General features: G+C 65.2%; 21 protein-coding genes. 8 read left to right on the top strand and 13 right to left on the bottom strand.

Translation table 11 applies throughout. The annotated features are described in order from the left end of the window. Positions 1-108: 108 nt before the first annotated feature. The 6 genes from BMI90_RS10770 to BMI90_RS10795 all read right to left on the bottom strand — a co-directional run bounded on the left by BMI90_RS10770 (position 109) and on the right by BMI90_RS10795 (position 9,721). A complete protein-coding gene (locus tag BMI90_RS10770; protein WP_078529252.1) occupies positions 109-2,016 on the bottom strand; it encodes a ferrous iron transporter B in 1,908 nt (635 codons plus the stop codon). Continuing rightward, a complete protein-coding gene (locus BMI90_RS10775; RefSeq protein ID WP_078529599.1) occupies positions 2,013-2,300 on the bottom strand; it encodes a FeoA family protein in 288 nt (95 codons plus the stop codon). The genes BMI90_RS10770 and BMI90_RS10775 overlap by 4 nt, the downstream gene beginning before the upstream one ends. A 258-nt stretch (positions 2,301-2,558) precedes the next feature. Beyond that, positions 2,559-3,899, bottom strand: coding sequence for an HlyD family type I secretion periplasmic adaptor subunit (locus BMI90_RS10780; RefSeq protein WP_078529254.1), 1,341 nt, complete (start codon positions 3,897-3,899; stop codon positions 2,559-2,561). Then, the gene (locus tag BMI90_RS10785) at positions 3,896-5,605 is read right to left on the bottom strand and encodes a type I secretion system permease/ATPase (protein ID WP_245795038.1); all 1,710 of its coding nucleotides are present in this window, start codon (positions 5,603-5,605) and stop codon (positions 3,896-3,898) included. The genes BMI90_RS10780 and BMI90_RS10785 overlap by 4 nt, the downstream gene beginning before the upstream one ends. A gap of 329 nt (positions 5,606-5,934) precedes the next feature. Continuing rightward, entirely contained in the window at positions 5,935-8,160 is a 2,226-nt protein-coding gene (locus tag BMI90_RS10790; RefSeq protein WP_078529258.1) for a hypothetical protein, read from the bottom strand. A gap of 175 nt (positions 8,161-8,335) precedes the next feature. Beyond that, a complete protein-coding gene (locus tag BMI90_RS10795; RefSeq protein ID WP_146671259.1) occupies positions 8,336-9,721 on the bottom strand; it encodes a hypothetical protein in 1,386 nt (461 codons plus the stop codon). A gap of 682 nt (positions 9,722-10,403) precedes the next feature. On the opposite strand from BMI90_RS10795, the gene BMI90_RS10800 reads away from it, so the two are divergent. Then, positions 10,404-11,108 (top strand): response regulator transcription factor, encoded by a 705-nt coding sequence (locus tag BMI90_RS10800; RefSeq protein WP_210401947.1) that lies wholly within the window; start codon positions 10,404-10,406, stop codon positions 11,106-11,108. A gap of 7 nt (positions 11,109-11,115) precedes the next feature. After that, entirely contained in the window at positions 11,116-11,619 is a 504-nt protein-coding gene (locus BMI90_RS10805) for a hypothetical protein (RefSeq protein ID WP_246831533.1), read from the top strand. Positions 11,620-11,624: 5 nt separating this feature from the next. On the opposite strand, the gene BMI90_RS10810 is transcribed toward BMI90_RS10805, so the two are convergent. The 3 genes from BMI90_RS10810 to BMI90_RS10820 all read right to left on the bottom strand — a co-directional run bounded on the left by BMI90_RS10810 (position 11,625) and on the right by BMI90_RS10820 (position 14,781). After that, positions 11,625-12,362 (bottom strand): hypothetical protein, encoded by a 738-nt coding sequence (locus BMI90_RS10810; protein ID WP_146671261.1) that lies wholly within the window; start codon positions 12,360-12,362, stop codon positions 11,625-11,627. A gap of 136 nt (positions 12,363-12,498) precedes the next feature. Beyond that, positions 12,499-12,882, bottom strand: coding sequence for a hypothetical protein (locus tag BMI90_RS10815; protein WP_078529265.1), 384 nt, complete (start codon positions 12,880-12,882; stop codon positions 12,499-12,501). Positions 12,883-12,891: 9 nt separating this feature from the next. Continuing rightward, positions 12,892-14,781, bottom strand: a complete 1,890-nt coding sequence (locus BMI90_RS10820; protein WP_078529267.1) for an HWE histidine kinase domain-containing protein — start codon at positions 14,779-14,781, stop codon at positions 12,892-12,894. Between the two features lie 213 nt (positions 14,782-14,994). Between BMI90_RS10820 and BMI90_RS10825 the strand changes: the two genes are divergently transcribed. From BMI90_RS10825 to ugpC, 6 genes are all read left to right on the top strand, one after another. Then, a complete protein-coding gene (locus tag BMI90_RS10825) occupies positions 14,995-16,074 on the top strand; it encodes a LacI family DNA-binding transcriptional regulator (protein WP_078529269.1) in 1,080 nt (359 codons plus the stop codon). Positions 16,075-16,164: 90 nt separating this feature from the next. Beyond that, complete coding sequence (locus BMI90_RS10830) at positions 16,165-17,466, top strand: extracellular solute-binding protein (protein WP_078529603.1); 1,302 nt, start codon at positions 16,165-16,167, stop codon at positions 17,464-17,466. Positions 17,467-17,549: 83 nt separating this feature from the next. Next, positions 17,550-18,785 (top strand): sugar ABC transporter permease, encoded by a 1,236-nt coding sequence (locus BMI90_RS10835; protein WP_078529271.1) that lies wholly within the window; start codon positions 17,550-17,552, stop codon positions 18,783-18,785. Continuing rightward, the gene (locus BMI90_RS10840) at positions 18,782-19,996 is read left to right on the top strand and encodes a carbohydrate ABC transporter permease (RefSeq protein WP_078529273.1); all 1,215 of its coding nucleotides are present in this window, start codon (positions 18,782-18,784) and stop codon (positions 19,994-19,996) included. Before BMI90_RS10835 ends, BMI90_RS10840 begins: the two co-directional genes overlap by 4 nt. 7 nt (positions 19,997-20,003) lie before the next feature. Then, positions 20,004-21,272 (top strand): hypothetical protein, encoded by a 1,269-nt coding sequence (locus BMI90_RS10845; RefSeq protein ID WP_078529605.1) that lies wholly within the window; start codon positions 20,004-20,006, stop codon positions 21,270-21,272. A 1-nt stretch (position 21,273) separates the two neighbouring features. Continuing rightward, the gene (gene ugpC / locus BMI90_RS10850) at positions 21,274-22,320 is read left to right on the top strand and encodes a sn-glycerol-3-phosphate ABC transporter ATP-binding protein UgpC (RefSeq protein WP_078529275.1); all 1,047 of its coding nucleotides are present in this window, start codon (positions 21,274-21,276) and stop codon (positions 22,318-22,320) included. 170 nt (positions 22,321-22,490) lie between these two features. Here ugpC and BMI90_RS10855 read toward each other — a convergent pair whose 3' ends face one another. The 4 genes from BMI90_RS10855 to BMI90_RS10870 form a co-directional block, all read right to left on the bottom strand. After that, the gene (locus tag BMI90_RS10855; RefSeq protein WP_078529277.1) at positions 22,491-23,063 is read right to left on the bottom strand and encodes a cob(I)yrinic acid a,c-diamide adenosyltransferase; all 573 of its coding nucleotides are present in this window, start codon (positions 23,061-23,063) and stop codon (positions 22,491-22,493) included. Further along, positions 23,063-23,266, bottom strand: a complete 204-nt coding sequence (locus tag BMI90_RS10860; RefSeq protein WP_078529279.1) for a twin transmembrane helix small protein — start codon at positions 23,264-23,266, stop codon at positions 23,063-23,065. Before BMI90_RS10860 ends, BMI90_RS10855 begins: the two co-directional genes overlap by 1 nt. Positions 23,267-23,327: 61 nt before the next feature. Beyond that, complete coding sequence (locus tag BMI90_RS10865) at positions 23,328-24,164, bottom strand: SDR family NAD(P)-dependent oxidoreductase (RefSeq protein ID WP_078529281.1); 837 nt, start codon at positions 24,162-24,164, stop codon at positions 23,328-23,330. A gap of 208 nt (positions 24,165-24,372) precedes the next feature. After that, positions 24,373-24,891: an SH3 domain-containing protein gene (locus BMI90_RS10870; RefSeq protein WP_078529283.1), complete on the bottom strand. Its 519-nt coding sequence runs from the start codon at positions 24,889-24,891 to the stop codon at positions 24,373-24,375. Position 24,892: the final 1 nt, after the last annotated feature.

The following is a 24,892-nucleotide window of genomic DNA, read 5'->3' on the forward strand; positions in this document are numbered from 1 at the left end:
CGGGCATCATCGCGAAGCGGACGCGAATCTCAAGGTGGGGGGAAGCTCACCACATCTCACCTCTGCGCCAGATTTGTTGCAGTCCAAAGCGCAAATCGTCGCAGTCGATCAGCCCGCGCCGAGCGCCACCGCGATCCGGTAGGTCAGGAAGGCCGCGATATAGGCCAGCGCGAACATGTACCCCACCGCGACCCACATCCATTTCGCCGACCCCGCCTCGCGCCGGATCACTGCCAGCGTCGAGATGCATTGCGGCGCGAAGATGAACCAGGCGAGGACGGCCAGCGCGGTCGCAAGGCTCCACTGGTCGGCCAGCAGATGCACCAGGCCGCTTTCGCCGCCGACCGCATAGACGGTGGCCAGACCCGCGACCATCACCTCGCGCGCCGCCATGCCGGGCACCAGTGCCACCGCGATCTGCCAGTTGAAGCCAAGCGGCGCCAGAACGGGGGCGATGAATTTGCCGATCATCGCGGCGAAGGAATAGTTGATTGCCGGTTCCGTGGCGCCTTCGGGCGGTAGCGGGAAGGTCGAGAGCACCCAGATCACCACCGTCGCCCAGAAGATCACCGTGCCTGCGCGGCGCAGGAAGATCCGCGCGCGCTGGTAAAGGCCAAGCGCGATATTGCGCAGGATCGGCATCTTGTAATCGGGCAGGTCCAGCATCAGCGGCGCGTGGCGCTCTTCGCGGGCGAATACGTAGCGCGCCACGAAAGCCACCGCGAGCACCGAGAATACGCCCGCCGCATAAAGCCCGAACATCACCAGCCCCTGCAGGCTCAGACCGCCCAGCACCGTGCGGTTCGGGATGAAGGCCGCGATGATGAGCGTATAGACCGGAATGCGCGCCGAGCAGGTCATCAAGGGCGCCACGAGGATCGTCGTCAGCCGGTCGTGCTTGTTGTCGATCACGCGCGCCGCCATGATGCCGGGGATTGCGCAGGCAAAGCTGGACAGCAGCGGAATGAAGGCCCGCCCGTTCAGTCCCGCACGCCCCATGATCCGATCCATCAGGAAGGCTGCGCGTGCCATGTAGCCGAAATCTTCCAGCAGCAGGATGAAGAGGAAGGTGAACAGGATCTGCGGCAGGAAGATGATCACCGAGCCGATCCCGGCGATGATCCCGTCGGCAAGGAAGCTCTGCACCAGCCCCTCGGGAACCACGGCGGTCACGATCCCGCCCAGCCAGGTAAAGCCCGCGTCGATCGCGTCCATGAAGGGCGCGGCCCAGGAAAACACGGCCTGGAACATCACGAAGAGGATCGCGAGCAGGATCACCGGCCCGGCAAAGGGATTGAGCACCACCCGGTCGATCTTGGCCGAGACCGTATCGGGCTCGGGCGGGCGGATCACATGCGCGTTCACCAGCCGCTCGGCCTCGCGCATCGCGACGCGCATGTCATGCGTGCTGGGAACCTCCCAGCTGCTGGGTTGCGGCTCGGCCAGTCCGGCCTTGAGCAGCGGGTCGACGGTCTGCCACAGCAGGTCGAGCCCGCCCTTGCGCACCGCCGTCGCGGGGATGACGGGAATGCCGAGTTCCGCGCTCAGCGCCTCATGGTCGATCTGGAGCCCGCGATGGCGCGCAATGTCGATCATGTTGAGGATCATCACGATCGGAAGGCCGACCTTCTTGAGTTCGGAGACCAGACGCAAGGCGCCGCGCAGGTTGGTCGCATCGCCCACCGCGAGGATCATGTCGGGCACGCGCTCGCCCTTGCGCTGACCCAGAAGCACATCGCGCGTGACTTCCTCGTCCGGGGAGCGGGCGCGCAGGCTATGTGTGCCGGGCAGGTCGATGACCGAGAACTTGCGCCCCTCGGGCGTGGTCGCGATGCCCACCTTGCGCTCGACGGTCACGCCGGAATAGTTCCCGACCTTCGCGGTCGCGCCGGTCATCGCGTTGAACAGCGCCGTCTTGCCGCAGTTGGGCGCACCGACCAGCGCAACCTCGATGGGCTGGGCGTCTGGATCGGGCTGGCTGGCTTGGGGCGGGTTTATGGCGGGGGCCGAGCTCATTCCGCGAGGATGGCCATCGCTTCACTACGGCGCAGGGCGACCGTGGTGTCATTGACGCGAACCGCGATCGGGTCGCGCCCGAACGGGCCTTCATGCAGCACGTGCACCGAAGCGCCCTCGATGAAGCCAAGCTCGAGAAGGCGCAGTTCCAGCTCGTCCGCGTCGTAACCGTTCTCGCCGGCGAGCGGGCAGACCGAGACCAGAGTTCCCTTGAACCCGCGTCGGCACTGGCCAAGCGGGTAGGCGCATTTGCAGGTTTCGATCTTTTCAGCGCTTGCCTTCATGATCATCAACTCCGGTGGCGGGAACGACTCTGTTCACCCGATCTCTACACACCGCAGATAGCCATGAATTTGATCTCTGACAAATGAACTCTGGTATTTTTACGCCTTTGTGATCGATTATTTTTGTCAGGAATTTAGAGGCGGTTTAAATTTCGCCCTATCCATCTGAAATATAAGAATTATGGAGGGTCATGAGTTTTTTCGCCGGAATGCGGGTTTCCGGCGAAAAAATTCGAGAACTTCGCGTGACGCCCAGTCTCAATGCTCCCGGAAGGCCCGATTCATCGAGTCGACCACCGGTTTCGCAATGTATTGCGCGAAGCTGCGCGAGGCCGTCTGGATCATCACCTCGACCGGCATCCCGGGCATCGGTGCGAAGCCCGGAACGCGCCGCAGCTCGGAGGCGGGAAGGCGGATCCGGGCGAGATAGACCTCGCGCGGCTGATCGCCCGAGCGCTCCACGATGGCATCGGCCGAGATGTAATAGACCTCGCCGGTCAGGATCGGCGTGGTGCGCTGGTTGAGCGCCGAAAGCCGCACCGAGGCCGCCTGACCCACTTTCACCGCGTCGATATCGGTGCGTGCGATCATCGTCTCGATGATCAGCGGGGCTTCCGAGGGCAGGATCTCGGCAATCACCTTGCCTGCCTCGACCACGCCGCCGACGCCCGAATAGTTCAGCCGCACCACCGTGCCCGAAACGGGGCTGTCGATCACCACGCGCTTGAGGACGGAGTTCGCCTTGCGCTCCTGTTCGCGCACGGAATCGAGTTCGGCCTGCACGCTTTCCAGTTCATCGAGCGCGGCCTGACGATGGGTCTCGATCGTCTGGGTCTTCTGCGCCTCGTATTTCGCGCGCATCTCCTCGCTCTCGGCGACCTCTGCGTGAAGCCGCCCGATCTGTCCCTCGGCATCCGCGAGCGCACGGCGCAGCGCATTGAGTTCGGTGCGCCGGATCAGCCCGCTTTCGAAAAGCTGGGCCTTGCTCTCGTGATCCTCGCTCAGCAGCGCATGTTGCGCCTTCGTCGCGGTCAGCTGGGCACGGTAACCATCGGCGCGGCTCTCCATCGCCGAGATGTTGCGCGAAAGCAGGTCGAGCTCGCTTTGCACCCGCGCTTTCGTCACGTCGAAGGACAGCTGTTGCGAGTCCATCATCGCGGCGATTTCGGGATCACGGCGCGCCTCGCTCAGCCAGTCGGGAAAGACCAGCGCGCGCCAGCCGTCATACTCGGCCAGGATCCGCGCCTCCATCGCCTCAAGCCGCGCACGGCGCAGGAACAGAGCGCGCTCATTGGCCAGCGCCGAGGTCTCGTCCAGACGCATCAGCGGCTGACCCGCGGTGACGAAATCGCCCTCGGAGACGTGGATTTCCTTGATGATCCCGCCCTCGAGGTGCTGGATCATCTTGTTGCGGCCCGTCGCCACGAAGGAACCCGGCGCCATTACGGCGGCGGCCAGCGGCGCGGTGAAGGCCCAGACGCCGAACCCTCCGAAGGCCAGCGCGAAGATCGCGAGACCCGTCAGCACCAGCCCGCGGATCGAGCGCGGCACTTCGGCAAACCACTCGGGCGCGCCGTCATTGGTCAACTGCATGCTCATGCCGGGGCTCCTTGCAAGGGCGCGGCACCGGGCCGCTGTTGTACCTGTCCCGCCTGCGAGCGCTTGCGCCGCTCCAGTTCGGCGAGCATCTGGTCGCGCCAGCCGAACATCGCGATATTGCCGTCGGCGAGCAGCATGATCTTGTCCACGGCACTCAGCAGAGATGGTTTTTGCGTGACCACGACCACCGTGATCCCGCTCGCTTTCGCATGCCCCAGCGCGCGCACCAGCGCGGCGTCTCCCGCCGTGTCGAGGTTGGAATTCGGCTCGTCGAGCACCACGAATTTCGGATCGCCAAAGAAGGCGCGCGCCAGGCCGATCCGCTGTTTCTGTCCGCCAGACAGCGGCGAGCCATCGGCGGCGACCACAGTCTCGTAGCCCTGCGGCAGCCCCGCGATCATCTCATGCACATCGGCCAGGGCGGCCGCGCGGTGAATTGCGGCATCGCTCGCATCCTCGCGCATCCGGGCGATGTTCTGCTTGATCGTGCCGGGAAACAGCTGCACGTCCTGCGGCAGGTAGCCGATGCACTCGCCGAACTGGCGCGGATCCCAGTTGCGAATATCCATCAGGTCGAGCCGCACCGCGCCGGAGGTCGGCAGGATCGAGCCCACCAGCATCTTGCCCAGCGTCGTCTTGCCCGCCCCGGAATTGCCGATGATCGCGAGCTGATCACCGGGGGCCAGCGAGAAGGTCAGCGCATTGAGCACCACATGTTTCGTACCTTGGGGCACATAAAGGAGACGCTCGACGTCCAGCCGCCCTTCCACTTTCGGCAGGCGCAGCTTGTCGTTGCGACTTTTCGCGCCGGCAAGCAGGTGGCCCACCCGGTCATAGGCTCCACGCGCGAGCAGAAACGAATTCCAGCCCTCGATCGCCCCTTCGATCGGTGCCAGCGCGCGGCCCGCGACGATCGAGGCCGCGATTACCATGCCGCCCGTCAGCTGCCCGTCGAGTGCGAGATAGGCGCCCCAGCCGAGCATCCCGATCTGGGTGAAGAGCCGGAACATCCGCGAGGCCGAGGCGGTGACGACGTTGCGATCCTGCGCCTCGGTCTGCGCGCGCAGCGAGGCTGCGGTGTCGCGCCCCCAGATCGCCACCGCCTCGGGGATCATCGCCATCGCGTTGATGATCTGGCTGTTGCGCGACATCGACTCGAGGTGAAGGTTCGCCTTGGTCTGCGCGATATTGGCGCGCCGGAACCCGTCCGAGGTGATGCGCTGGTTGATCCAGGCAAAGACCATCAGCAGCAGTGCCGTGACCACCACGATGGTGCCCAGATGCGGATGGATCAGGAAGACCGCGAGCACGAAGATCGGTGCGAACGGCACGTCGAGAAAGGACAGCAGCGTCCCGGAGACCAGAAAGCTGCGCAGCGCGCCCAGATCGCCCAGCACCTGATATTCGCGGCCGTTGGAATGCAGCGAGGCCTGCGCCGCCGCCGACAGGACCGGCGCGCCCAGCCGCGCGGCCACATCCACCGCCGAGCGCATCAGCACCAGGCGTCGCACCGCATCGAGAAGCGTCTGCACCACGATCGCCCCGCCGATCACGATCGTCAGCATCACCAGCGTATCGGTGGAGCGCGAGGTGAAGACCCGGTCCGAGATCTGGAACAGGTAGATCGGGACCGCGAGCACAAGGATATTCGTCGCGCAGGTCATCAGCACCACGAAGGCGAGGTTCGCCCGCAGCCTGCGTTTCATCTCGCCCAGCGTGCGGGTGTAATCGGCCGGTCCCAGCCGTTTGTGGAAGTGTGGAGTGGAGGGCGGTGCGGGTGGGGAGCCAGAGGCTTTTTGCGCGGGGACACGTGCCTCCTGGAAAGTGTCCGCACCACCCTCCGTCCGGGCCGAGGTAACGGATTGCGCCGCCCCCTCCCGGGTCTCGGTTGCAATCTCGCCCTGCGCGCTGGCGGGCTCCGCTTGCCTATCCTCTAACTGCGTCACACGCTCTGCGCGCGCGCTTTCCTTCGGGGTTGCCCCCGCCCTCTCGTCCTGCATCCGTCATTCCCCCGTTTCGGATGCGCCCGGCCTGATCAGGCCAGAACGCCGTGTAATGCATCCAGCGACGTACCCGCCCCATGGGCTACGCCATGGGCCCCCGGACCCGTCTGGAAATCCTCGTCGTCGTAATTCGGTTGCGCCTCGATCATGCCGTCGGCGAGAAAGACCACCGCCTCGGAGGCCAGCGCCCCGTTGCCGTTGCCATGGCCGAGCCCGTTTTCCAGCCCGTTGCCGATCCCCAGACCGGGCGGCCCCTCGTCCAGCATCCCCGCCTGCCAGATCACCGCGTCGGAATAGACCCCGTCGCTCGCCATGATCGTGCTGTCGACACCGGCCACCGTCAGCCCCGCGACATTGCCCAGGATATTGTCGCCGGTCTCGACCCCGATCCCCTCCGGCCCGCCGCCGCCCGCCGACACGAGATCGGCATCGTCGATCAGGTTGATCTGGGTGAGCGTGTCGCGAATGATCAGGTCGCCCTCGATCCAGAGCACCCGCAACGCGTCCAGCCCGGCCAGAAGCGGATCGTCGAACAGTTCCTTGACCGCGTCGAAGGCCGCCCCGCTCGGGGTCGCCCCGCTCTCGCCCTCGGCGAGACCGGCGAGCTTGTCGAGCGTGGCCTGAAAGCGCGCGCTCATCTCCATCTGCGCATCGATCCCGATCTTGGTCAGCGAAGCTTCGTTCCACAGCAGGTTGTCATGGCTTTGCACCAGCGCGCCGCCGCCCGCCGTGTCCCCCATCGACGGATCGCTGAGGATCAGATCGTCGTCGAGCAGCACGTTGATCTGTTCGATCTGCGCGATCTCGATCAGATCGCCGCCGATCAGGATCACGTCGAATTTCATGCCATATTCGATCAGCGTCTCGAGGTTGACGGCAGAGTTGCCGCCCATCGTGATCTCGGTCTGATAGGGGCCAAACTCGTAGCTCACCAGATCGCCATCCGATATCGCGTTGACCTGCGTTATGTGATTGTCGACCGTCACATCGCCCTCGATGTGCACGAGCCCCACCATCTTCGCTCCGCCCGCAATATCGAGATCGAGAAACTGCGCGGGATTGGCCTCCTGCGTGAAGCTCGCCGCATTCACCATCTGCGAGGCGGGATCGGAGGAAAGGGCGCCTGTGGCTGTGAAGGACGCCGACGAGGAGTTCGCGAAATCCATATCGCGCATCACGTTGACCTGCGAGATCAGGCTGAGCGACAGCGCGCTGCCCGCGACCGCGATCACCGGGGCGTCGAGCCATTCATGCGCCGCCTGATACTGGTTCAGGGCCAGGTTGTCGCCGGTCTCGAGGCTCTGTGTGAATTCGAGCTGCACAGGCTCCGCATTCTGGCCCGAGACCGTGCCTGCGGCCTCGTCCTCGACATCCACGATACCGGGGATGTCGCCCGCGTTTTCGGTTTCGTCTTCCGTCTCGCCTTCGGCATCGCGCGCCTCGAGCCGTTCCTTGAGCGTCTCAGGGATGGACTCGGCCAGTACGCCGTTGATCACCGGGCTGCCGTCGAAACCGGGTCCGAGAAGGGGTGGGGCCGGATCTGTCTCCGGCGCCTCTGCGTCTTCGCCGGATGCGGGCTCCGGCACCGGCTGGATAGGGCTCGCGCGAAACAGCGCCACGTCGACCCCGTCCCCGAACGCCTGCGGATCAAGCGCATCCATCGCCTCGATCAGCATCCCGGCATGAGCCGCCGCACTCGTTCCAAGCTCGGGGGTCGCCACACTCAGCGCATCACCCGCCTCGGCCAGAAGCGTCAGCTTTGCCGCGCTCGCCTCGGGCCCGTAGGCGCCCAGCAGTTCGACCGGCATCTCGAAGGGCCGGTTCACCAACACGTCCTGATCGACCAGCGTGTTGATCTGCACCGTGATCTGGACCACCGAACCGGGCGGATCGAGCAGCATGTAGAAATTCGGCGGCAGCGTCATCACCGGCGGGTCGATCTCGGGCGATTGCTCATAGCCCGGCGGTGGCAACGGCCCCAGATCGGGCAGGATCCGCTCGGGCATCTGCGCGACCGGCAGCCAGGGCGCTTCGGTCGGCAGGGGCGGGGGAGCATCGAAGGCCAGCCCCGGCCCGTAGTCTTCCAGTGAATAATCCGAGGACACCTGGATTTCGACATTCAGCAAATTGCCCTCGTCGGGCTCGCTCAGTCGCGCCGCGCGGAAGGCGTCGTAATCCTGTCGGGCTGCGAGCTTCTCGGTGGTCTGGTTAAAGGCCCCGATGAAATGCGCGATGATTTCCGTCTGGCGATCGAGCATAGCCACCCCCCTGGTTGCCCGGATCCCGGTACTGCGCCCGGGTTGTCTCTCGCTCCGCCGATGATGCGACCGCGTGCGGTCTGGCGCCTGCCGGGTCGGGATGCGGAGCGAGACCGGACCTGGGGGCAAAAAAGGTGACGGCGCGCCCCGCGAGAGGCGCGCCGCCAGTGTCAGGTCACGACGTCATGTCGTCGTCGCCGATATAGGTCGAGGACATCGACCCGCCGACGATGGTCGTATCCACGGCATTGCCGAGGATGTTGGCGCCCATCACGATCGACTGGTTGAAGGCGGTGGTGTCGATCGCCGCGCTCGCATCGGCATAGGACTGGCCGGTGACGATGCCGTCATCGCCATTGCCCGAGCCCCACTGGCCGAGGTTGCCGCCCGCGCCGCCAATGGCGCTCACGGAGCCGCCCGCGCCGCCGGTCGAGGCGCCGCCCGTGGACCAGGCGCCGCCGCCCGAGGCGCTCGACCCGGTCGAGGACCAGGCCGACCCGTCGCCGCCATCGCCGCCGACGCCCTTGCCCATGCCGAGCCCGAGGCCGAGCCCTTGCGAGCTTGCGACCGCGCCACCGTCATGCGCCATGGAGCTTCCGCCGCCATCATCCATCGAGGGCGGGCCCATCGGCTTCATCGAGTAGCCCCAGCCACCGCCGCCGCCACCGCCTTCGGTTTCGGCTTCAGCATCACCGTCTTCGGCACCCGCGCCCGACAGGCCGAGCCCGAGACCGACGCCCAGACCAAGACCCGCGGCCCCGTCGCCGCCTTCGCCCTCGGTCTCGCTCGCCGCGATCGAGATGCCGCCACCGGCCAGCGAGATGCCGCCGCCCGAGAAGGCACCGCCGCCTGCGGCATCGACATCATCGGCCCCTTCGCCGCCATCAGCGCCGCTTGCCGAGATGCCCTCTTCAGCCGAGGCAGTGCCGCCCGTGATCGAGCCGCTCTGCTGGAACCCGGCGCCAGCGTTGCTCACCGTGGGGTTGTTGAGGGTGTCGTTGTCGACGAGGTTGTTCGACAGCGCATTGACCATCCCGACATCGTTGCCCTCGCCACCGAGCGCATCATTGAGGATGTCGTCGAGCTTCAGGTCGTTGCCCGGGTCATACTCGTAGGAATAATTCATATTCCCGTTGGCCATGACCATGTCGCCGACCGAGGAGTTGTGCAGATCGAAATCGGCGAAGTCATTGTCCTCGCCGAAAATCCCGTCATCGGGGAAGTCGATCGAGATGTTCACCTCATTGTCCGCGCTCGAGCCCGAAAACGAGCCGTTCTTCACGTCGGTGTCGTTGTGGGCCATGTTCTTGTTGTCGCTGCCTTCGGAATAGGCACCGGCCCCGGCCATGGCGCCAGCGCCCGCGATCGCACCGGCATCAGCATCGGCCGAAGACGAGCTTTCGCTGTCGTTCTTCACCTGCTGCTGTTGCTGCTGCTGTTGCTGCTGGCTTTGGGTCTCGATCGGATCGGGCGCCGTCGGCGGCGTGCCGTGATCATCGTCGTGATGATCGTGGTCGTCGTGATGATCCATTCCCATGGTGGTTTGACGTCTGCTGGTCATGATTACTCTCCCAGTTGTCTGGTTCGAGCCCGTCACTCTGTTTCAAACGGGTAGGTCGAACCGTTGCGCTTGGGGGGCGAGCCCCCGGTTTGCACCCGCTCCCAAACCGCGCGGCACAGCGAACCCGGGCTCCGAATCTCACTGATTCGAAACTGGATTACCCGTGTCGGGCTTCGTCGAGAGAAGGCGCGTCACAGCCCCCAGCTGCGACACCAACATCCTGCGCCCGACCGCCAGTCGGACCTAGCTAGCAAATGGGTCTAATCACCTCACCCAACCTGTAGGCACTTGAAGCGGCGCGGTTTTTTCCACAGCGGCGGACCGTGCGGCGATGGCGCTCCACGCCGCGCGCCTATGCTGCACCTGCAGCATTTTGCACCGGGCCCGTTCCAGATCTGGTGGTGTGAAATGTCGTGACCGCTATCCCTGCCCATGCAGCATTGCGGCGAATCGCGACTCTCCCTTCGATTCGCCCCGATTTCACGCTTTCCATGGGTCTCTGCGGGATTCCTTACCGTAGCGTAATCCGAATGGATGACGCCCGGGAAAACGATCCATGTTAGGGTCTATATCGGCAGGTCAAATGTGGGGACTGCCGTAAATAACGAGGGAATTCCTGGTCGGAATGGGGGCCGCCATGAATGCATTATCCAAAACCGATGCCGAGGGGGCGCGCGTGAGCATGTCCTGTCGACGTGACGACGCCGCGATCTGTTTTCTCGGCGCATCGCAAATCTTTTCCGATACAGTTCTGCGTACCGTCGAGGCCGAGATCTCGCCTGCGCATAGCCTGCGTATCGGCGATATCGAGAGCTTCCGGCGCGAGCTGGGGGCGGATGGACACTTCGAAGGTGTGGGGGCGCTGTGCACGCTCGTCGCCGACGAGGCCCATGCCGAGGCGCTGCTGGAACTGGCCGAGGAGCGCGCGCCGCTGCTCGACCGGGTCAAGCTGATCATCGCCTTCGAGGATGACCGCTTCGGCGAGACGCTGATGGATCGCTTCGGCGCGCGGATCCTTGCGCGGCAGATCAGCCTGCTGCCGATGAACCTCAACCTGACGACCTGGCTTCTCAGCCTGCGCATGATCGTCTCGGGCGGGCACTACATTCCGCCCGCGCTCCTGCGCTGTCGTCCGGCAGAGCCGCCGGGCGCCGAGCGCCGTGGCACGATGGATCCTGACGAGGTCGCCGCGCGCTCGGGGCTCACCCCGCGCGAGGCAGAGGTTCTGGGTATGCTCGCCTCGGGTCAGCCCAACAAGATCATCGCCGGTCAGCTCAGCCTGTCCGAGCATACGGTGAAGCTGCATATCCATCGCATCATCGGCAAGCTCGGCGTGTCGAACCGGACCGAAGCAGCGATCTGGTATCACCGCCGTGGCGGGGCGTGAAGCGCACTTGGGCGGCGCGCCGCCGCCCGAGTTCGACGCTTTCCTCATGCAGGTGGGCCGGATCAATTATGCCTGGACCAATACCGAAAGCCTGCTGATCCACCTGATCGCGGGGCTTGCGGGAACGGACAAGGACGCGGCGGTGATCATTCACCTGACGCTCAATACGACGCGGGCGCGCCTCGATCTCGTGGAGCGTCTCGCCAAGCGTGAAGCTTGCCCGCTGCCTGAAACCGCGCGGGCGCGCATCCTCGCCGTCGCTGCGCGGATGAAGAAGGTGTCGGGGCTGCGCAACCATTTCAACCATTGTCTCTACGCCTTCGACGCGGGCGGCGGCCCGGTGCGCGCGATCCAGATGCGCATCGCCGATCGCAAATCCAGCCTGCGGATCGGAGAGGAAAGCGTGCTCGATGGTGCGACGCTGGCCGAGATGGAGACCGCATTGGCCGAAATGCAGGCGATCAACGCCGAGATCTGGTCGATCATCGCCTCCCATCGCCTGCCGGTCTGAGCCGCTCAGCCCCTGGTCTGCCCCGTGGTCAGGTGATAGCGCGAGAGTTCCTCCGCGCTGAGCACATGGATCCGGTCGGGCGGGGTCGCGAGCGCGGGCTGCAACATGCCCGGACCCACGCCCATCTCGTCGAGATAGGAGATCACCCGCGCCTCGCTCGATTGCAGATCCGACAGCGCCTTGCGCGGGTTTTGCCGGTCCCGATCGAGTTCGGCATCCGTGCTTTGATGCACCCCAAGCCGTGCCTTCGCCTGCGCGATCCGCTGCGCGCCACCGGCGAACAGATAGGGGCAGGCGGAAAAGCAGATGTCGTTGTCGCGCACCTCGGTCGTGACGCCGGCGCTGCGCAGCACCCGCCCGATCAGGATCGCGTCATGCAGCGAGCCGCCCGTACTGTCGAGCGTGACCCGCGCGACCGGACTGCCCGCGCGCCGCCGCGCCGCGATCTCGAGCGCGACACGCCCCGCATCGCCCGGCGCGATATGGCCGCGCAGGCTCATCTCGTCACCAGAGACACGGATCGTGAGATGATCGGGCATCGCATCTGCGCTGCCGCTCTCGGGGTCGGGACCGCTCGCGAGATCGGCTGCATCGGCCACTTGTGGCGTTTCGGGGCGGGGGCCTTTGCCGCTGTCGAACTCATAGCCGAATACGACGAGGCCGATCGCGGCAAGCATTCCGTTCACGGTATGAAACGGGGTAGCCGCGCCCGCTGGACGGGGATCGTTCTGGGATCGGGTCATGCGTCACCTCCCTTTGGCGCATAAGGTGACGGGAACTATGGGGAGGCGCCCGCCGCTCCGGCGACTGCCCGAAATGTCGCACCCGGTCACGCTTGCGCGAGCGATCGGTGAAGGTCCGGGGCTGTCGCCGGCGCACTCAGCGCGTCATCTGCTCGTGCAGTGCGGCGGTGAGCGTTTCCGGCATCGTCGGTTTGGAAAAGACCGGCACGTCGGGCAATTGCGACTGGAACGAGAGCGGCAACGGCTCGGCGGTATTCACCACCAGCGGGATGTCGCGCTCGTGCAGCTCGAGAACAAGGCTCTCCGCCCGCCCGTCGAGAAGGTTCATGTCGAGAATCGCGCCATCGATCGCGCAATCCGAATCCGCCAGCAACACGCGCGCGCGGCTGAGAGAGGCGACTGGTCCTTCCACCACTCCACCCGCTTCCTCGATCGAGTAAGCGATGTCATAAGCGATGAAGATTTCGTCCTCGACAACGAGAACATGGCGGCCTTCCAGCCGCGTGCTGCTCATGTACATGGGCTTACCTCACCCTTTTATCAGATCCATTGGCACGGTCATGCAGGATCTAAACCCTTCCGGGGCCCATTCGGTTCCATAGGAGCCACGCAATTGTCCGTTCACCGTCAGATCGATCAGGCGTGAGCCAAAGCCGTTATGCCCGGGTTGTGAGAGAACGCCCGGATGGCCGCTCTCTTCCCAGCGCAGTTCCAGCTGGCCTTCGGGGGTCAGCGACCAGCTGACCGCAAGCCGCCCCGCGTCATGCGAGAGCGCGCCGTACTTCACCGCATTCGTCGCCAGCTCGTGCAGAATCAGCGAGAGATTGGTGGCGCCCGAATGGTTCAGCACGATCTCGGGCCCGCCGATGTCGAGCCGACTGTCGGTCGCCTCCACGAAGGGCGAGAGCACCACCGCGATCAATGCGCCGAGATCCGCCGCGCCGCGGAAGTCGCGCTCGATCGTGGCGGTCGGGCTGATCAGCTCATGCGCGCGCGCCAGCGCCGTGATCCGGGATCGCAGACCTGCGGCCATCGCCTCGGGGCTCGCGGCATGGCGCGCGGTCATCCCGATCAGGCCTGACATCATCGCGAAGGCGTTCTTGACGCGGTGATTGAGTTCCCGGGTAAGCGTGTCGCGCGCCTGCGCCATCATCCGCTCGTCGGTCACGTCGCGCAGATAGACGACCATCGTCTCGCCATCGGGATAGATCCGGGCCTCGAGCACCCGCTCATCGAGCCCCATCTGGTCGGTGCTTTGCGGCTCACTCGTCGCGCGCGCGCGCTCAAGCGCCGCCTCGAAGGCCGAGCCGCGCAGATGCGGCGCGCTCTCCCACAGCACCGAACCGATAAGGCCGCTCGCCGCCGTTTCGCTCACCGTGTCGCGGAAACGTTTGCGCAGCACGGAATTGGCAAAGCGCACGCGATCCTCGCGGTCGAGTTCGACGATGCCGTCGCGCGTCACCTCGTGGAAATGCGCGAGCCGCTTGTCGCTTTCGGCCGCCTCGCGACGCGCGGTGTTGAGTTCGGTCACGTCAAGCGCGGTCGAGACCGCAAGCGGCGGATCGCTGTCGATGCGGCGTGCGGAAACGACGAGGTCACGCGGCGCGGCGTCGCTGCGTTCGATGCGGATTTCTTCGGCCGTGATGACCTCTCCCGACACGGCGGCGCGGCTGAGCGGCAGGTCCTGCGTCTCGTAGCGACGCCCGTCGCTGGCATAGATCTCCAGCTTCGGCGCGAAGGGGCTGTTCGGCTTTTGCGTGCCCATCACCGCCCGCGCGCTGGAATTGACATCGACCAGGCGGCCCGTGCCCACCTCGGCCAGCGCCACGCTCACCGGCATCTGGTCGAGAATGGCGCGGAACACCTCCTGTTCGCGGCGCGAGATGACGTGTTGGCGGCGCAGACGGATTTCCGCCTCCACTCCGGCTGCGATATCGGCGACGAGCTCGTGCTCCTCCTCGGTCCAGTCGCGCGGGTCATGGCCGAGCACGCAGAACGAGCCCAACACATGTCCCTCGGTCGTGCGCAGCGGCACGCCGAGATAGGAGATCACGCCCAGATCCTCGACCGCGCCATTGTCGCGCAACTCCGGGTCCTTGCGGGCGTCGGGCACGATCAGCGAGCGGTCACGCTCGACCACGTAGCGGCAGAAGGAATGGCTCAGCGGCGTCTCGAGGAGCGGCACGTCGCCGGGGGCGCTCAAGCCGCTCTGCCCGGCAAGGATCTGGCGGTTTTCATCGACGAGCGAGACCAGTGAGACCGGTGCGCCGATCAGTTTCGTCGCAAGTCGCGTCGCACGCTGGAACGCGGCAACCGGCGCCGCCTCCAGCAGGCCCGTCTGTCGCAGGGCGTTGAGCCGCTGCGGATCCGCGACTTTGGAGAGCTGCGGGCTCTCCCCCTCGGGAAGGTCGACGTTCATCGGGCAGCACTCGTTCCACAAAAGACACTCGCGGACACCTCTATGACGAAGATGCCGGATTTTACCTAGTGTCGAAAGACATACGTCCCACCATTTTTCGCCCCTTTGGAGTGTTTTTTGCGGCGCTGCAGCACAAGCGATGGTGAGGGGAATTGTCGCACCGAAACCAGTTTCGGCTTTACGAAACCGGTTTCGGTCGCGTAGCTTTCCGACATGGAGGAGATTCGCGACACGGTTTCGCAAGGCAGGGGCGCCGCCCGCAGGGTGCGCATCTCCGATCTTGCCGAGGCGCTTGGGCTGACCAAGAGCACGGTTTCGCGTGCGCTCAACGATTATGCCGATATCGCACCCGAGACACGCCGCCGCGTGGCCGAGATGGCGGCGCAGATGGGCTATGCGCCGATGCCCTACGCGCAGGCCGTGCGCACGGGGCGGGTGCGCGCGCTGGGTCTCGTGCTCGAACTCGACGCGCCCGACCGCTACGGCCCGTTCCTCGCGGATTTCCTCGGTGGCATCACGCAGGAGGCGACGCTGGAAGGCTGGACGCTGACCGTCGCCTCATCCAATTCGCGCGAGGAGATGGAGGCGACCGTCACCCGACTCCTGCAAGAGCACAAGGTCGACGGCTTCATTTTGCCGCGCACCATGGTCGAGGATCCTCGTGTCGCGTTCCTGCGCGCCAAGCATGTGCCCTTCGTGCTGTTCGGCCGCGTCGGTCACGGCAAGCCCGATCCGGATCTGAGCTGGTATGACGTGGACGGGGCCGCGGCGATGCGCGCCGCCGTCGCGCGTCTTGTCGGGTTGGGACACAAGCGGATCGGTTTCGTCGGTCCGCCGTCGGCCTATAACTTCGCGGTGCTGCGGCGTGAGGGCTATCAGGCGGGACTGGCCGAGGCCGGGATCGGCTTCGATCCCACGCTCGAGATCATGGAGGTCAGCGATCGTGCGGGCGGGGCGCGGGCTGCGCGTGATCTGCTCGATCTGCCCGATCCGCCGACCGCCATCCTCTACGCGACCGACGCCACCGCGCTCGGCGCCTATGACGTGGCGCGCGAACGCGGGCTGCGGATCGGGCGCGAGCTGTCGGTGATCTCCTATGACGGCATTCCCGAGGGGCGGATGGTCGACCCGCCGCTCACGAGTTTCGCGGTGGACAGTCGGCATGCGGGCGAAAGACTCGCCGCTTTGCTCATCGCGCAATTGCGGGGCGCGGACCCGGCCAGTTTGCAAGAGCTGGTCCAGGCGCGCCTCGAACCCGGCGGCTCGGACGGGCCGCCACCCGCAAACCCATAAGCCAAACTTATCCAATCGGGAGGAAAATAAGTGAAACTTATCCGTGGAACCGGCCTGGCACCCCTGCTGGGCACCGCCGCCGCCGCGCTGATGCTCGGCGCGGTCGCGGTGAAGGCTGAGACGATCAAGTTCTGGACCACCGAGGAACAGCCCGAACGTCTGGCCAAGCAGCAGAAGATGGCCGATGACTTCAAGGCGAAGACCGGCATCGACGTGGAGGTGATCCCGGTCACCGAGAGCGACCTCAACACCCGCGCCACCGCCGCCTTCGCCGCCGGCGATCTGCCCGACGTGATCTACACGCCGCTGCAAAACGTGCTGCCCTGGACCGAAGCGGGCATTCTCGACAGCGGGGCCGCGACCGACGTCGTGGACAAGCTCGATCCCAAGACCTTCGCGCCCGGCGCGCTGAACATGGTCGAGACCGACGGCGATTATGCCGCCGTTCCGGTCGATGGCTGGACGCAGATGATCCTGTACCGCAAGGACATCTTCGAGAAGGAAGGCCTCGCGCCGCCGACCACCTTCGCCGCGATGGAAGCGGCGGTGAAGAAGCTCAACGATCCGCCGAACATGTATGGCTTCGTCGCGGCCACGAAGGTCGACGACAATTACATGAGCCAGGTGCTCGAACAGATCTTCCTGGCCAATGGCGTCTCGCCGGTGGGGCCTGACGGGTTCAAGCCGCTCGACGAGAAGAAGACGGTCGACGCGCTGAAATTCTACAAGACGCTGGCCGAGGCCTCGCCTCCGGGCGACAATTACTGGAAGCAGTCGCGCGAACTGTATTTCGCAGGCAAGGCGGCGATGATCATGTGGTCGCCCTTCATCCTCGACGAACTGGCGGGCCTGCGCGATTCCGCGCCGCCGATGATCGACGGAGATCCCACCTCGAAGGCGCTCGCGCAGGATACCGGCGTCGTGACCAAGATCGCCGGGCCGGACAATCCCGACGGGGCGAGCTGGGCCGACATGCGCTATTTCGGGATCACCACCGATGCCGACATGAACGCGGCCGAGCAGTTCGTGGATTACTCGATGAACGAAGGCTACGGGCAGACGCTTTCGATCGCGCCGGAGGGCAAGTTCCCGACCCGTCGCGGCACCGATGCGGACCCGGCCAAGTTCACCACCGAATGGGCGACCCTTCCGGTCGGCGTGGATCGCAAGGCGCCGCTGAAGGATCTCTACGATCCGGCCGTGATCGACGAGATCACCAAGGGCCTCGACACCGCGCAGCGCTGGGGCGTGAGCGACGGTCAGCTGGCGCTGGCCTCGAAGATGCTCAACACCCAGTCGATCAACCGCGTCGTGCGCGACTATCTCGACGGCAACATCTCGGCCGAGGATGCGGTCGCGAAGATGAATGACGAGCTGTCGAAGATCAACTGATCGCGCTTGAGTGACAGGGCAGGGCGCGCGCGCCCTGTCCGACCCCGCCCCGCCGGACAAGGGGGCGATCCAGGGAGGATGTCATGACCGAGATTTCGCCGCCCAAGGGGCGCGGCGCGCTCGCCCGACGCGAGGCGCGTCTGGCCTGGGGCCTGCTTTTACCCACGATCACGATCGTCGCACTGGTGGTGATCATCCCGCTTCTTGCGATCTTCTGGATCTCGGTGAAGCCGGTGAAACTGGGCGACCTTCGCCCCGCCGAGACCCGCCTGCGCGTCTCCTTGCGCGACCGGGGCGACGTGCCGCAACTGGAATATCGGGTGACGAACCCCTCGCGCACGGCAGAACTCTATGGCGCGGGCTTTACCGATACTCTGCCCGAGGGCGTGACGCTGACCGGCGAACTGCCGCAGGGCTGTGCGTTGAGCGGTCAGACCATGACCTGCGATTTCGGCACGCTCGCGCCGGGTTACAACGAACGATTCCGTATCGACGCGCAGATCGCGGGCGACCCGAAAGCCGCCGAGCAGGCGGTGCGCGACGGTGCGCCTGTCGTGCGTGGCGCCGCCGATAACGTGCTGACCAATTCCACCTTCACGCTGGAGAATTTCCGCAAGCTCTTCGACAGCGGCGAGTTCTGGTCGGTCTTCGGCGTGACGGTCTTCTACACGGTTTTCGGCACGCTTGGCGCGCTGGTCGTGGGGCTGTTCGCGGCGATGCTCTTGAACAAGAGCTTCAAGGGGCAGGGCATCCTGCGGGGCCTCTATCTGTTCCCTTACGTGGCCCCGGTGATCGCCGTGGCCTTCACCTGGATCACGCTCTTCGATCCGTTCTCGGGTTCGGCCAATGCGCTGCTGGTGCAGATGGGCGTGAGCCAGGGTGCGATCAATTTCTTCGGTCAGAAGCCTCTGGCGCTGATCATGGTGACGCTGTTCGAGGTCTGGCGGTATTTCCCGCTGTCCTTCCTGTTCATCCTTGCGCGGATGCAGAGCATCGACACGGATATGTATGAGGCGGCCGATATGGACGGGGCCTCTCCGTTCCAGAAGTTCTGGTATCTGAGCCTGCCGCAGCTGCTGGGGATCCTCTCGGTCCTGTTCCTGCTGCGCTTCATCTGGACCTTCAACAAGTTCGACGACATCTTCCTGCTGACGGGCGGCAATGCGGGCACGCGCACGCTGACCGTGAACGTCTATGAGCAGGCCTTCGCCGTGTCGAATATCGGTGCGGGGGCGGCGGTCGCGGTGGTCGTGTTCGGCTGCCTGCTGATCTTCTCGGCCTTCTTCTTCCGCATGATCAGCCGGGAGGAAGGGCTATGAAACTCCTGCACAAAGGCTATCTGACCGGGCCGATCATCGGGGCGCTCTGGGCGCTGGTGATGGCGGTGACTTTGGGCGTCGCGGTCTCGTTCGCGAGCGGCGAGGCGGCGCGGCCCGCGCTTTGGGGGGCTCTGGTCCTTGGCGCGATCACCGGGCTGGTCAGCGTCTGGCGCGGCAATCGCTGGCTGACCGATGGGGTCGCGGTGGTCGTGGCACTGGCCTTGATGGGCACGGGTCTTGGTGCGCTGCAATTCGGGGACGGCTTTGCGATGCCGAGCCGGGTCGCGCTGACCATCGTGCTGGCTGGCATCGTGGCGATCCCGCTGGGCACGATCCTGAAGGGGCTGCCCTTCGGGGTCGCCAACCGGCACGAGTTCGAGGAGGCGGTGATCCGCTTCCTGACCGGCTTTGGCTACCTGTTCTTCACCGCGATCGTCATCATTCCCTTCTACGTGATGGTGATGACCTCGATGAAATCGCAGCAGGAGCTGATGCTGAATCCGCTCGATTTCACCATCGATCTCAGCAAGGGATGGCATCTCTTCGACAGCTATTACGAGCTGTTCGAGAGGTTCAATTTCGGCCGCTACATGTGGACGAGCTTCTATGTCTCGGTGCTGACCGTGGCTCTGACGCTGCTGTTTTCCGTGCCGGGGGCCTATGCGGTGGCGCGGCTGCGGTTCCGGGGGCAGAAGGTGTTCTCGCGCGGGATTTTGCTGATCTACATGGTGCCGATGATCGTCTTGGCGCTGCCGATCTACATCGCCTATTCGATGGTGGGGCTGCGCAACTCGATCCTCGGGATCGTGCTGATCTACCCGGTCACGACCATTCCCGTGGCGCTTTACATGCTGCAGGGCTACTTCCGGGGCTTGCCCGTCGAGGTCGAGGAGGCCGGGCTGATGGACGGGCTCTCGCGGCTGAAGGTGATCTGGAAGATCACCCTGCCGCTGGCGCTGCCCGCGCTGGCCTCGGTTGGCCTTTACGTCTTCATGATCGCCTGGAACGAGTTCCTGCTGGCGTTCATGCTGCTCGACGATCCAAGCAAATTCACCCTTACGCGGGGGATTGCCTCGCTCAACTCCTCCGAGATCCCGCGCCAGCATCTGATGGCGGGGGCCGTGATCGCGACGGTGCCGATCATGGCGATCTTCCTCGGGCTGGAACGTTTCATGACCCGCGGCCTGACGGCCGGCGCGGTGAAAGGATAAGACGATGATGACCGATACCTTGCCGCCCGAGGCGGTGTTTTCCGAGCGCGACGAGGCCGCGAAGGCGATCCTGATCGCCAATGACCGCGGCGGCTATACCGTGCCGACGGCGGGGCTTTATCCCTACCAGTGGAACTGGGACAGCGCCTTTGCCGCGCTTGGCTTCGCGCGGTTCGATCTGAACCGGGCGTGGCAGGAAATCGAGACGCTCTTCACCGGGCAATGGGAGAGCGGCATGGTTCCGCATATCCTGTTTCACAAGCCCGATCCGGGCTATTTCCCGGGGCCCGATGTCTGGGGATGCAACGGGCCGATCGCGTCCTCGGGGATCACCCAGCCGCCCGTCGCGCTGAGCTTCGCGCCGCGCCTGCTGCGACAGGACCCCGATTTCGGGGCCGAGCGGTTCCGCGCGCTCTATCCGAAGATGCGGGCCTGGGCCGACTGGTTCCTGCGCTGGCGGCGCGACGAGAAGGGGGCGATCTTCGTCATCCATCCCTGGGAGTCCGGGCGCGACAACGCGGTGGATTGGGACAACGCGATGGAGGGCGTGGACCCGCAGGGCGTGGGTTATTACGAGCGCCGCGACACCCAGCATGTCGATGCCTCGATGCGGCCCACGAAATACGATTACGACCGCTATATCTGGCTGGTGCAGCGCGGCAAGCGGCTGGGCTGGGACGATGCGGCCATGGCGGAAGGCAACCCGTTCCGCGTCGCCGATCCGACGATGCATTTCATTCTGCTGCGGGGGCTGCGCGAGCTTCTGGTCGCGGGCGATCACCTCGGGCTGGATACCGAGGGTCTGGAGGACCAGATCGCCGGGCTGGAAGAGGGGGCGAAGGCGCTCTGGAACCCCGGCATGGGCTTCTTCGACAGCTACAATTGCAATAACGGGATCTGGGCAAACGCCCTGACCAACGCTTCCTTCCTGTGCTGGTTCGGCGGAGTCTCGGCACCCGAAATGGATCGCCACCTTCAGCGCGTCCTCGATGCCGCTCCCTATGGGGTGCCTTCGCTCGCGCCCTTCGATCCGCGCTTCGATGCCAAACGCTACTGGCGCGGGCCGACCTGGGCGATGATGAACATGATGATCGGCGAGGGCGCCGCCGAGGCCGGGATCGCGCTGGGCGAGGAGGTCCGCAAGCGGACGCAGGAGGTCATCGCGAATTACGGCTTCGTCGAATATTTCGACCCGATGACCGGCGAGGCCGCGGGCGGCAAGGCGTTTACCTGGACGGCGGCGGTCTGGCTTGCCTGGGCCGGGAAGGAGGGCTGAGATGGGGGCGATTACACTCTCGGGTGTCGAGAAATGGTTCGGCGAGGTTCAGGTCATCAAGGGGATCGACCTCGAGATCGCGGATGGGGAATTCGTCGTCTTCGTCGGCCCCTCGGGCTGCGGGAAATCCACGCTTTTGCGGATGATCGGCGGGCTCGAGGATACCTCGCGCGGCAAGATCCTGATCGACGGCAAGGACGTCACCGATCAGCCGCCCTCCAAGCGGGGGCTGACGATGGTGTTCCAGTCTTACGCGCTCTACCCGCATATGTCGGTGGCCGAGAATATGGGTTTCTCGCTGAAGATGGCGGGGGTGAAGGAGGCCGAGTGGCGCGCCAAGGTCGATGCGGCGGCCGATATCCTGAAGCTCGAACCCTATCTTGACCGGCGGCCCAAGGACCTTTCGGGTGGGCAGCGTCAGCGGGTCGCGATCGGACGTTCGATCGTGCGCGACCCGACGGCGTTCCTGTTCGACGAGCCGCTGTCGAACCTCGATGCGGCCTTGCGGGTCGAGATGCGGCTGGAGATCGCGCGGCTGCACCGCAATCTCAAGCGCACGATGATCTACGTGACCCACGATCAGGTCGAGGCGATGACGCTGGCGGATCGGATCGTGGTGCTGGAATACGGGCGTATCGCGCAGGTGGGCACCCCGCGCGAGCTTTACGAGAACCCGGCGAACCTGTTCGTGGCGCAGTTCATCGGCTCGCCGAAGATGAACGTGATGCCCTGTTCGGCGGCGAGCGGAAGCTACAGCCTTGAAGGCGGGCGCGGCGGGGCCTGTGCGTCTGGCGCGGCTACTCAGCTTGGTATCCGGCCCGAGCATATTTCGCTCGTGGCAGAGGGCGAGGGGCAATGCGACGGGCGCGTCGATGTGGTCGAATTCCTCGGCGCGGATACGTTCATCCTGTTCGATTGCGGGCCGCTGGGGCCGGTGAACGTGCGGGTGGCGGGAGATACGCATTTGCGTCCCGGCGATGTGGCGGGGCTGGCCTTCGAGGCCGACCGGCTGGTGTTCTTCGACAAGGACGGGCTGGCGGTGAAGTGAGCGATGAGGGACGCGCCTGACCCTCGGGTGGGCGCGTCGCAACGCTCGTGGCCTGCGCTTTATCTCAAAAGCCCGCAGGTCGGTCGGACCCGCGATCTCATCACCAATGCGCCCTCCCTGGGGGAGGGTCGGGCGCGGCCCGGGGCTGGTCGCCCCGCCCCAAAGAGGCTTTACCGGCTGCCTCCCGGCACCCAGAGCACGTCGTCCTTGCCATCGTCATTGGCGATCCGGGCGGCGACGAAGAACCAGTCCGACAGGCGGTTGAGATATTTCACCGCCCATTCGTTCACGCCTTCGATCGCGGCCAGCGCCACCGCCTCGCGTTCGGCGCGACGCGCGACGGTGCGACACATGTGCAGATGCGCGGACAGAGGCGTGCCGCCGGGCAGGATGAAACTGCGCAGCGGCTCGAGCTTGGTGTTCATCGCGTCGATCTCTGTTTCGAGCCGGGTCACCTGACTCTCGACCATGCGCAGCACCGGATAGCCCGCTTCGTGATCGTGCTCCATGTCAGGCCGTGCCAGATCGCCGCCCAGATCGAAGAGGTCGTTCTGGATCACCGAGAGCTGCTTTTGCAGCACCTCGCCCGCATGCAGCCGCGCAATGCCGAGCGTCGCGTTGAGCTCATCGACCGTGCCATAGGCGGTCACGCGGGCGGAATGCTTCGCCACGCGGGTTCCGTTCGACAGCGCCGTCTCCCCGGCATCGCCGGTGCGCGTATAGATGCGATTGAGAACGACCATCAGCCACCTCTTCTCAGATAAACGAACAACAGGATCAGCGCGATCGCGACTGCCTGTGCGGCGATGCGCAGCCGCATCAGCTTGTTCGCGTGTTTCTTGTTGAAATCACCGCCACGTCCGAACCCGGCGATGCCAATCATCAAAATGACCAGTACCGCAAAACTCGCAGCGGCCACGACATAGAACAACGGGTCGTTGCGCATGCATTTCCTCTCCCTCTCGTACCAAGACATAGCCGGAGCGAGCGGAATTGCGAAAGCTTTTTCACCCGTTCGCGAGCACCCAATCCAGCATCCTGTCGGGCAGGATCCGGCGCGCCACGCCCATCACCTTCGTCGGGGTGGTGATCATGTAGCGCGCCTTCGGGCGGGGGGCTTCGAGCGCGCGCAGGATGACCTGAGTGACGGCCGAGGCGGGAAGCTCGAACTTGGCGGGGCCTTCGCGGTGGTAGAGCTGGTCGAGGAGTTGCTCTTCATATTGCGCGCGCCGGGCGGAGTTCTTCCAGTCCACCCATTTCTCGAAATGCGGGATCGCGTTCTTGCGGAATTTCGAGGTGATCGGTCCGGGCTCGATCAGCACCAGCTTGATCCCGGTGTCGCGCATCTCGAGGCGCAGCACATCGGTCAGCCCTTCGAGCGCGAATTTCGTCGCGACATATGCGCCGCGCCACTGATAGCCGACCATCCCCAGAACTGAGGAGCACTGAAGAATGCGCCCCTCGCCGTTGTCGCCCTGCGCGCGCATCACCTTGATCGCGCGGGCGGTCAGGTCGTGCAGGCCGAAGAGATTGGTCTCGAAGATCTCGCGCAACGCGCCGGGGGGAATGTCTTCCGCCGCTCCGGGGCAGGCGAAGGCCGCGTTGTTGTAGAGCGCGTCGAGACGTCCATGTCCGCGCGCTAGGGCTTCGTTGAAGCCCGCGTCGATGCTCTCGGGATCGGCGACGTCGAGCTGGAAGGAGGTCAGCCCCTCGGCGCGCAGGCGCTCGCAATCCTCTTCGCGGCGGCAGGTCGCGAAGACCTTCCAGCCCGCGGCCTTGAGCCCGTGCGCCGCGTCATAGCCGATGCCCGAGGAGCATCCGGTGATCAGGATCGTCTTTGCCATTCTTGCCCGCCTCTTCCTGTCTGTCGTCGCTTGCCGTGCCGCGCATCGGAGCGTCCCTGCCTTTTGGCGGGATATGGAGGGGGCGATGAAAAGGCAAGGTTTGCAAGTGTCACGGCAAGATCGCCCGCGCGGAGCGTTGCGCGAAAGGCAAAAAAGCGGGCCGTTTCACGGGCCCGCCTGATCAATCCGTTCAGTCGTCGAGCGCGGATCAGTTCGCCGGGCTCAGGTAGCGTTTCGCGACCCAGCCGTCGATCCCGTCGCCTTCGATCTTAACATGTGCCCAGCCATCCCTTTCGGCCACGACGAGCACCTGTTCACCGCGCAGGACGCGGTCGATCGCGCTGTCGCCGGTCGAGGGGCCCGAACGCACGTTGAGCGAATTGGCGGTGACCTCCCAGAGCGTGCCGCCCTTGACCTCGGGGGCTTTCTCGCGGCTGCGATATTCGGGCGAGGGTTGCAACGCCGGACCGGGCATCCGCGCCACCGGCGTAACGCGGGTGATCAGGGCTGCCTTCTCGACCATCGCCGCGTTGGCGGACGGGGCGGTGATCTTCGTCGGATCGTAGAGCGGGTCGGTCGCGGCTTGCGCGACCTCCTCCGGTGCAGCCTGCTCCTGTGGAGCGGGCGCGGCCTGAGCCATCTGCGTCTGGTCTGTCGGCAGGTCCCGTCCGCCGATCGCCATCACTGCGTAGATGCCCGCGAGGGTCGTAATCAAAAGTTTCCCCATC

Source organism: Thioclava sp. L04-15 (genome assembly GCF_002020275.1).
Taxonomy (GTDB): Bacteria; Pseudomonadota; Alphaproteobacteria; order Rhodobacterales; family Rhodobacteraceae; genus Thioclava; species Thioclava marina.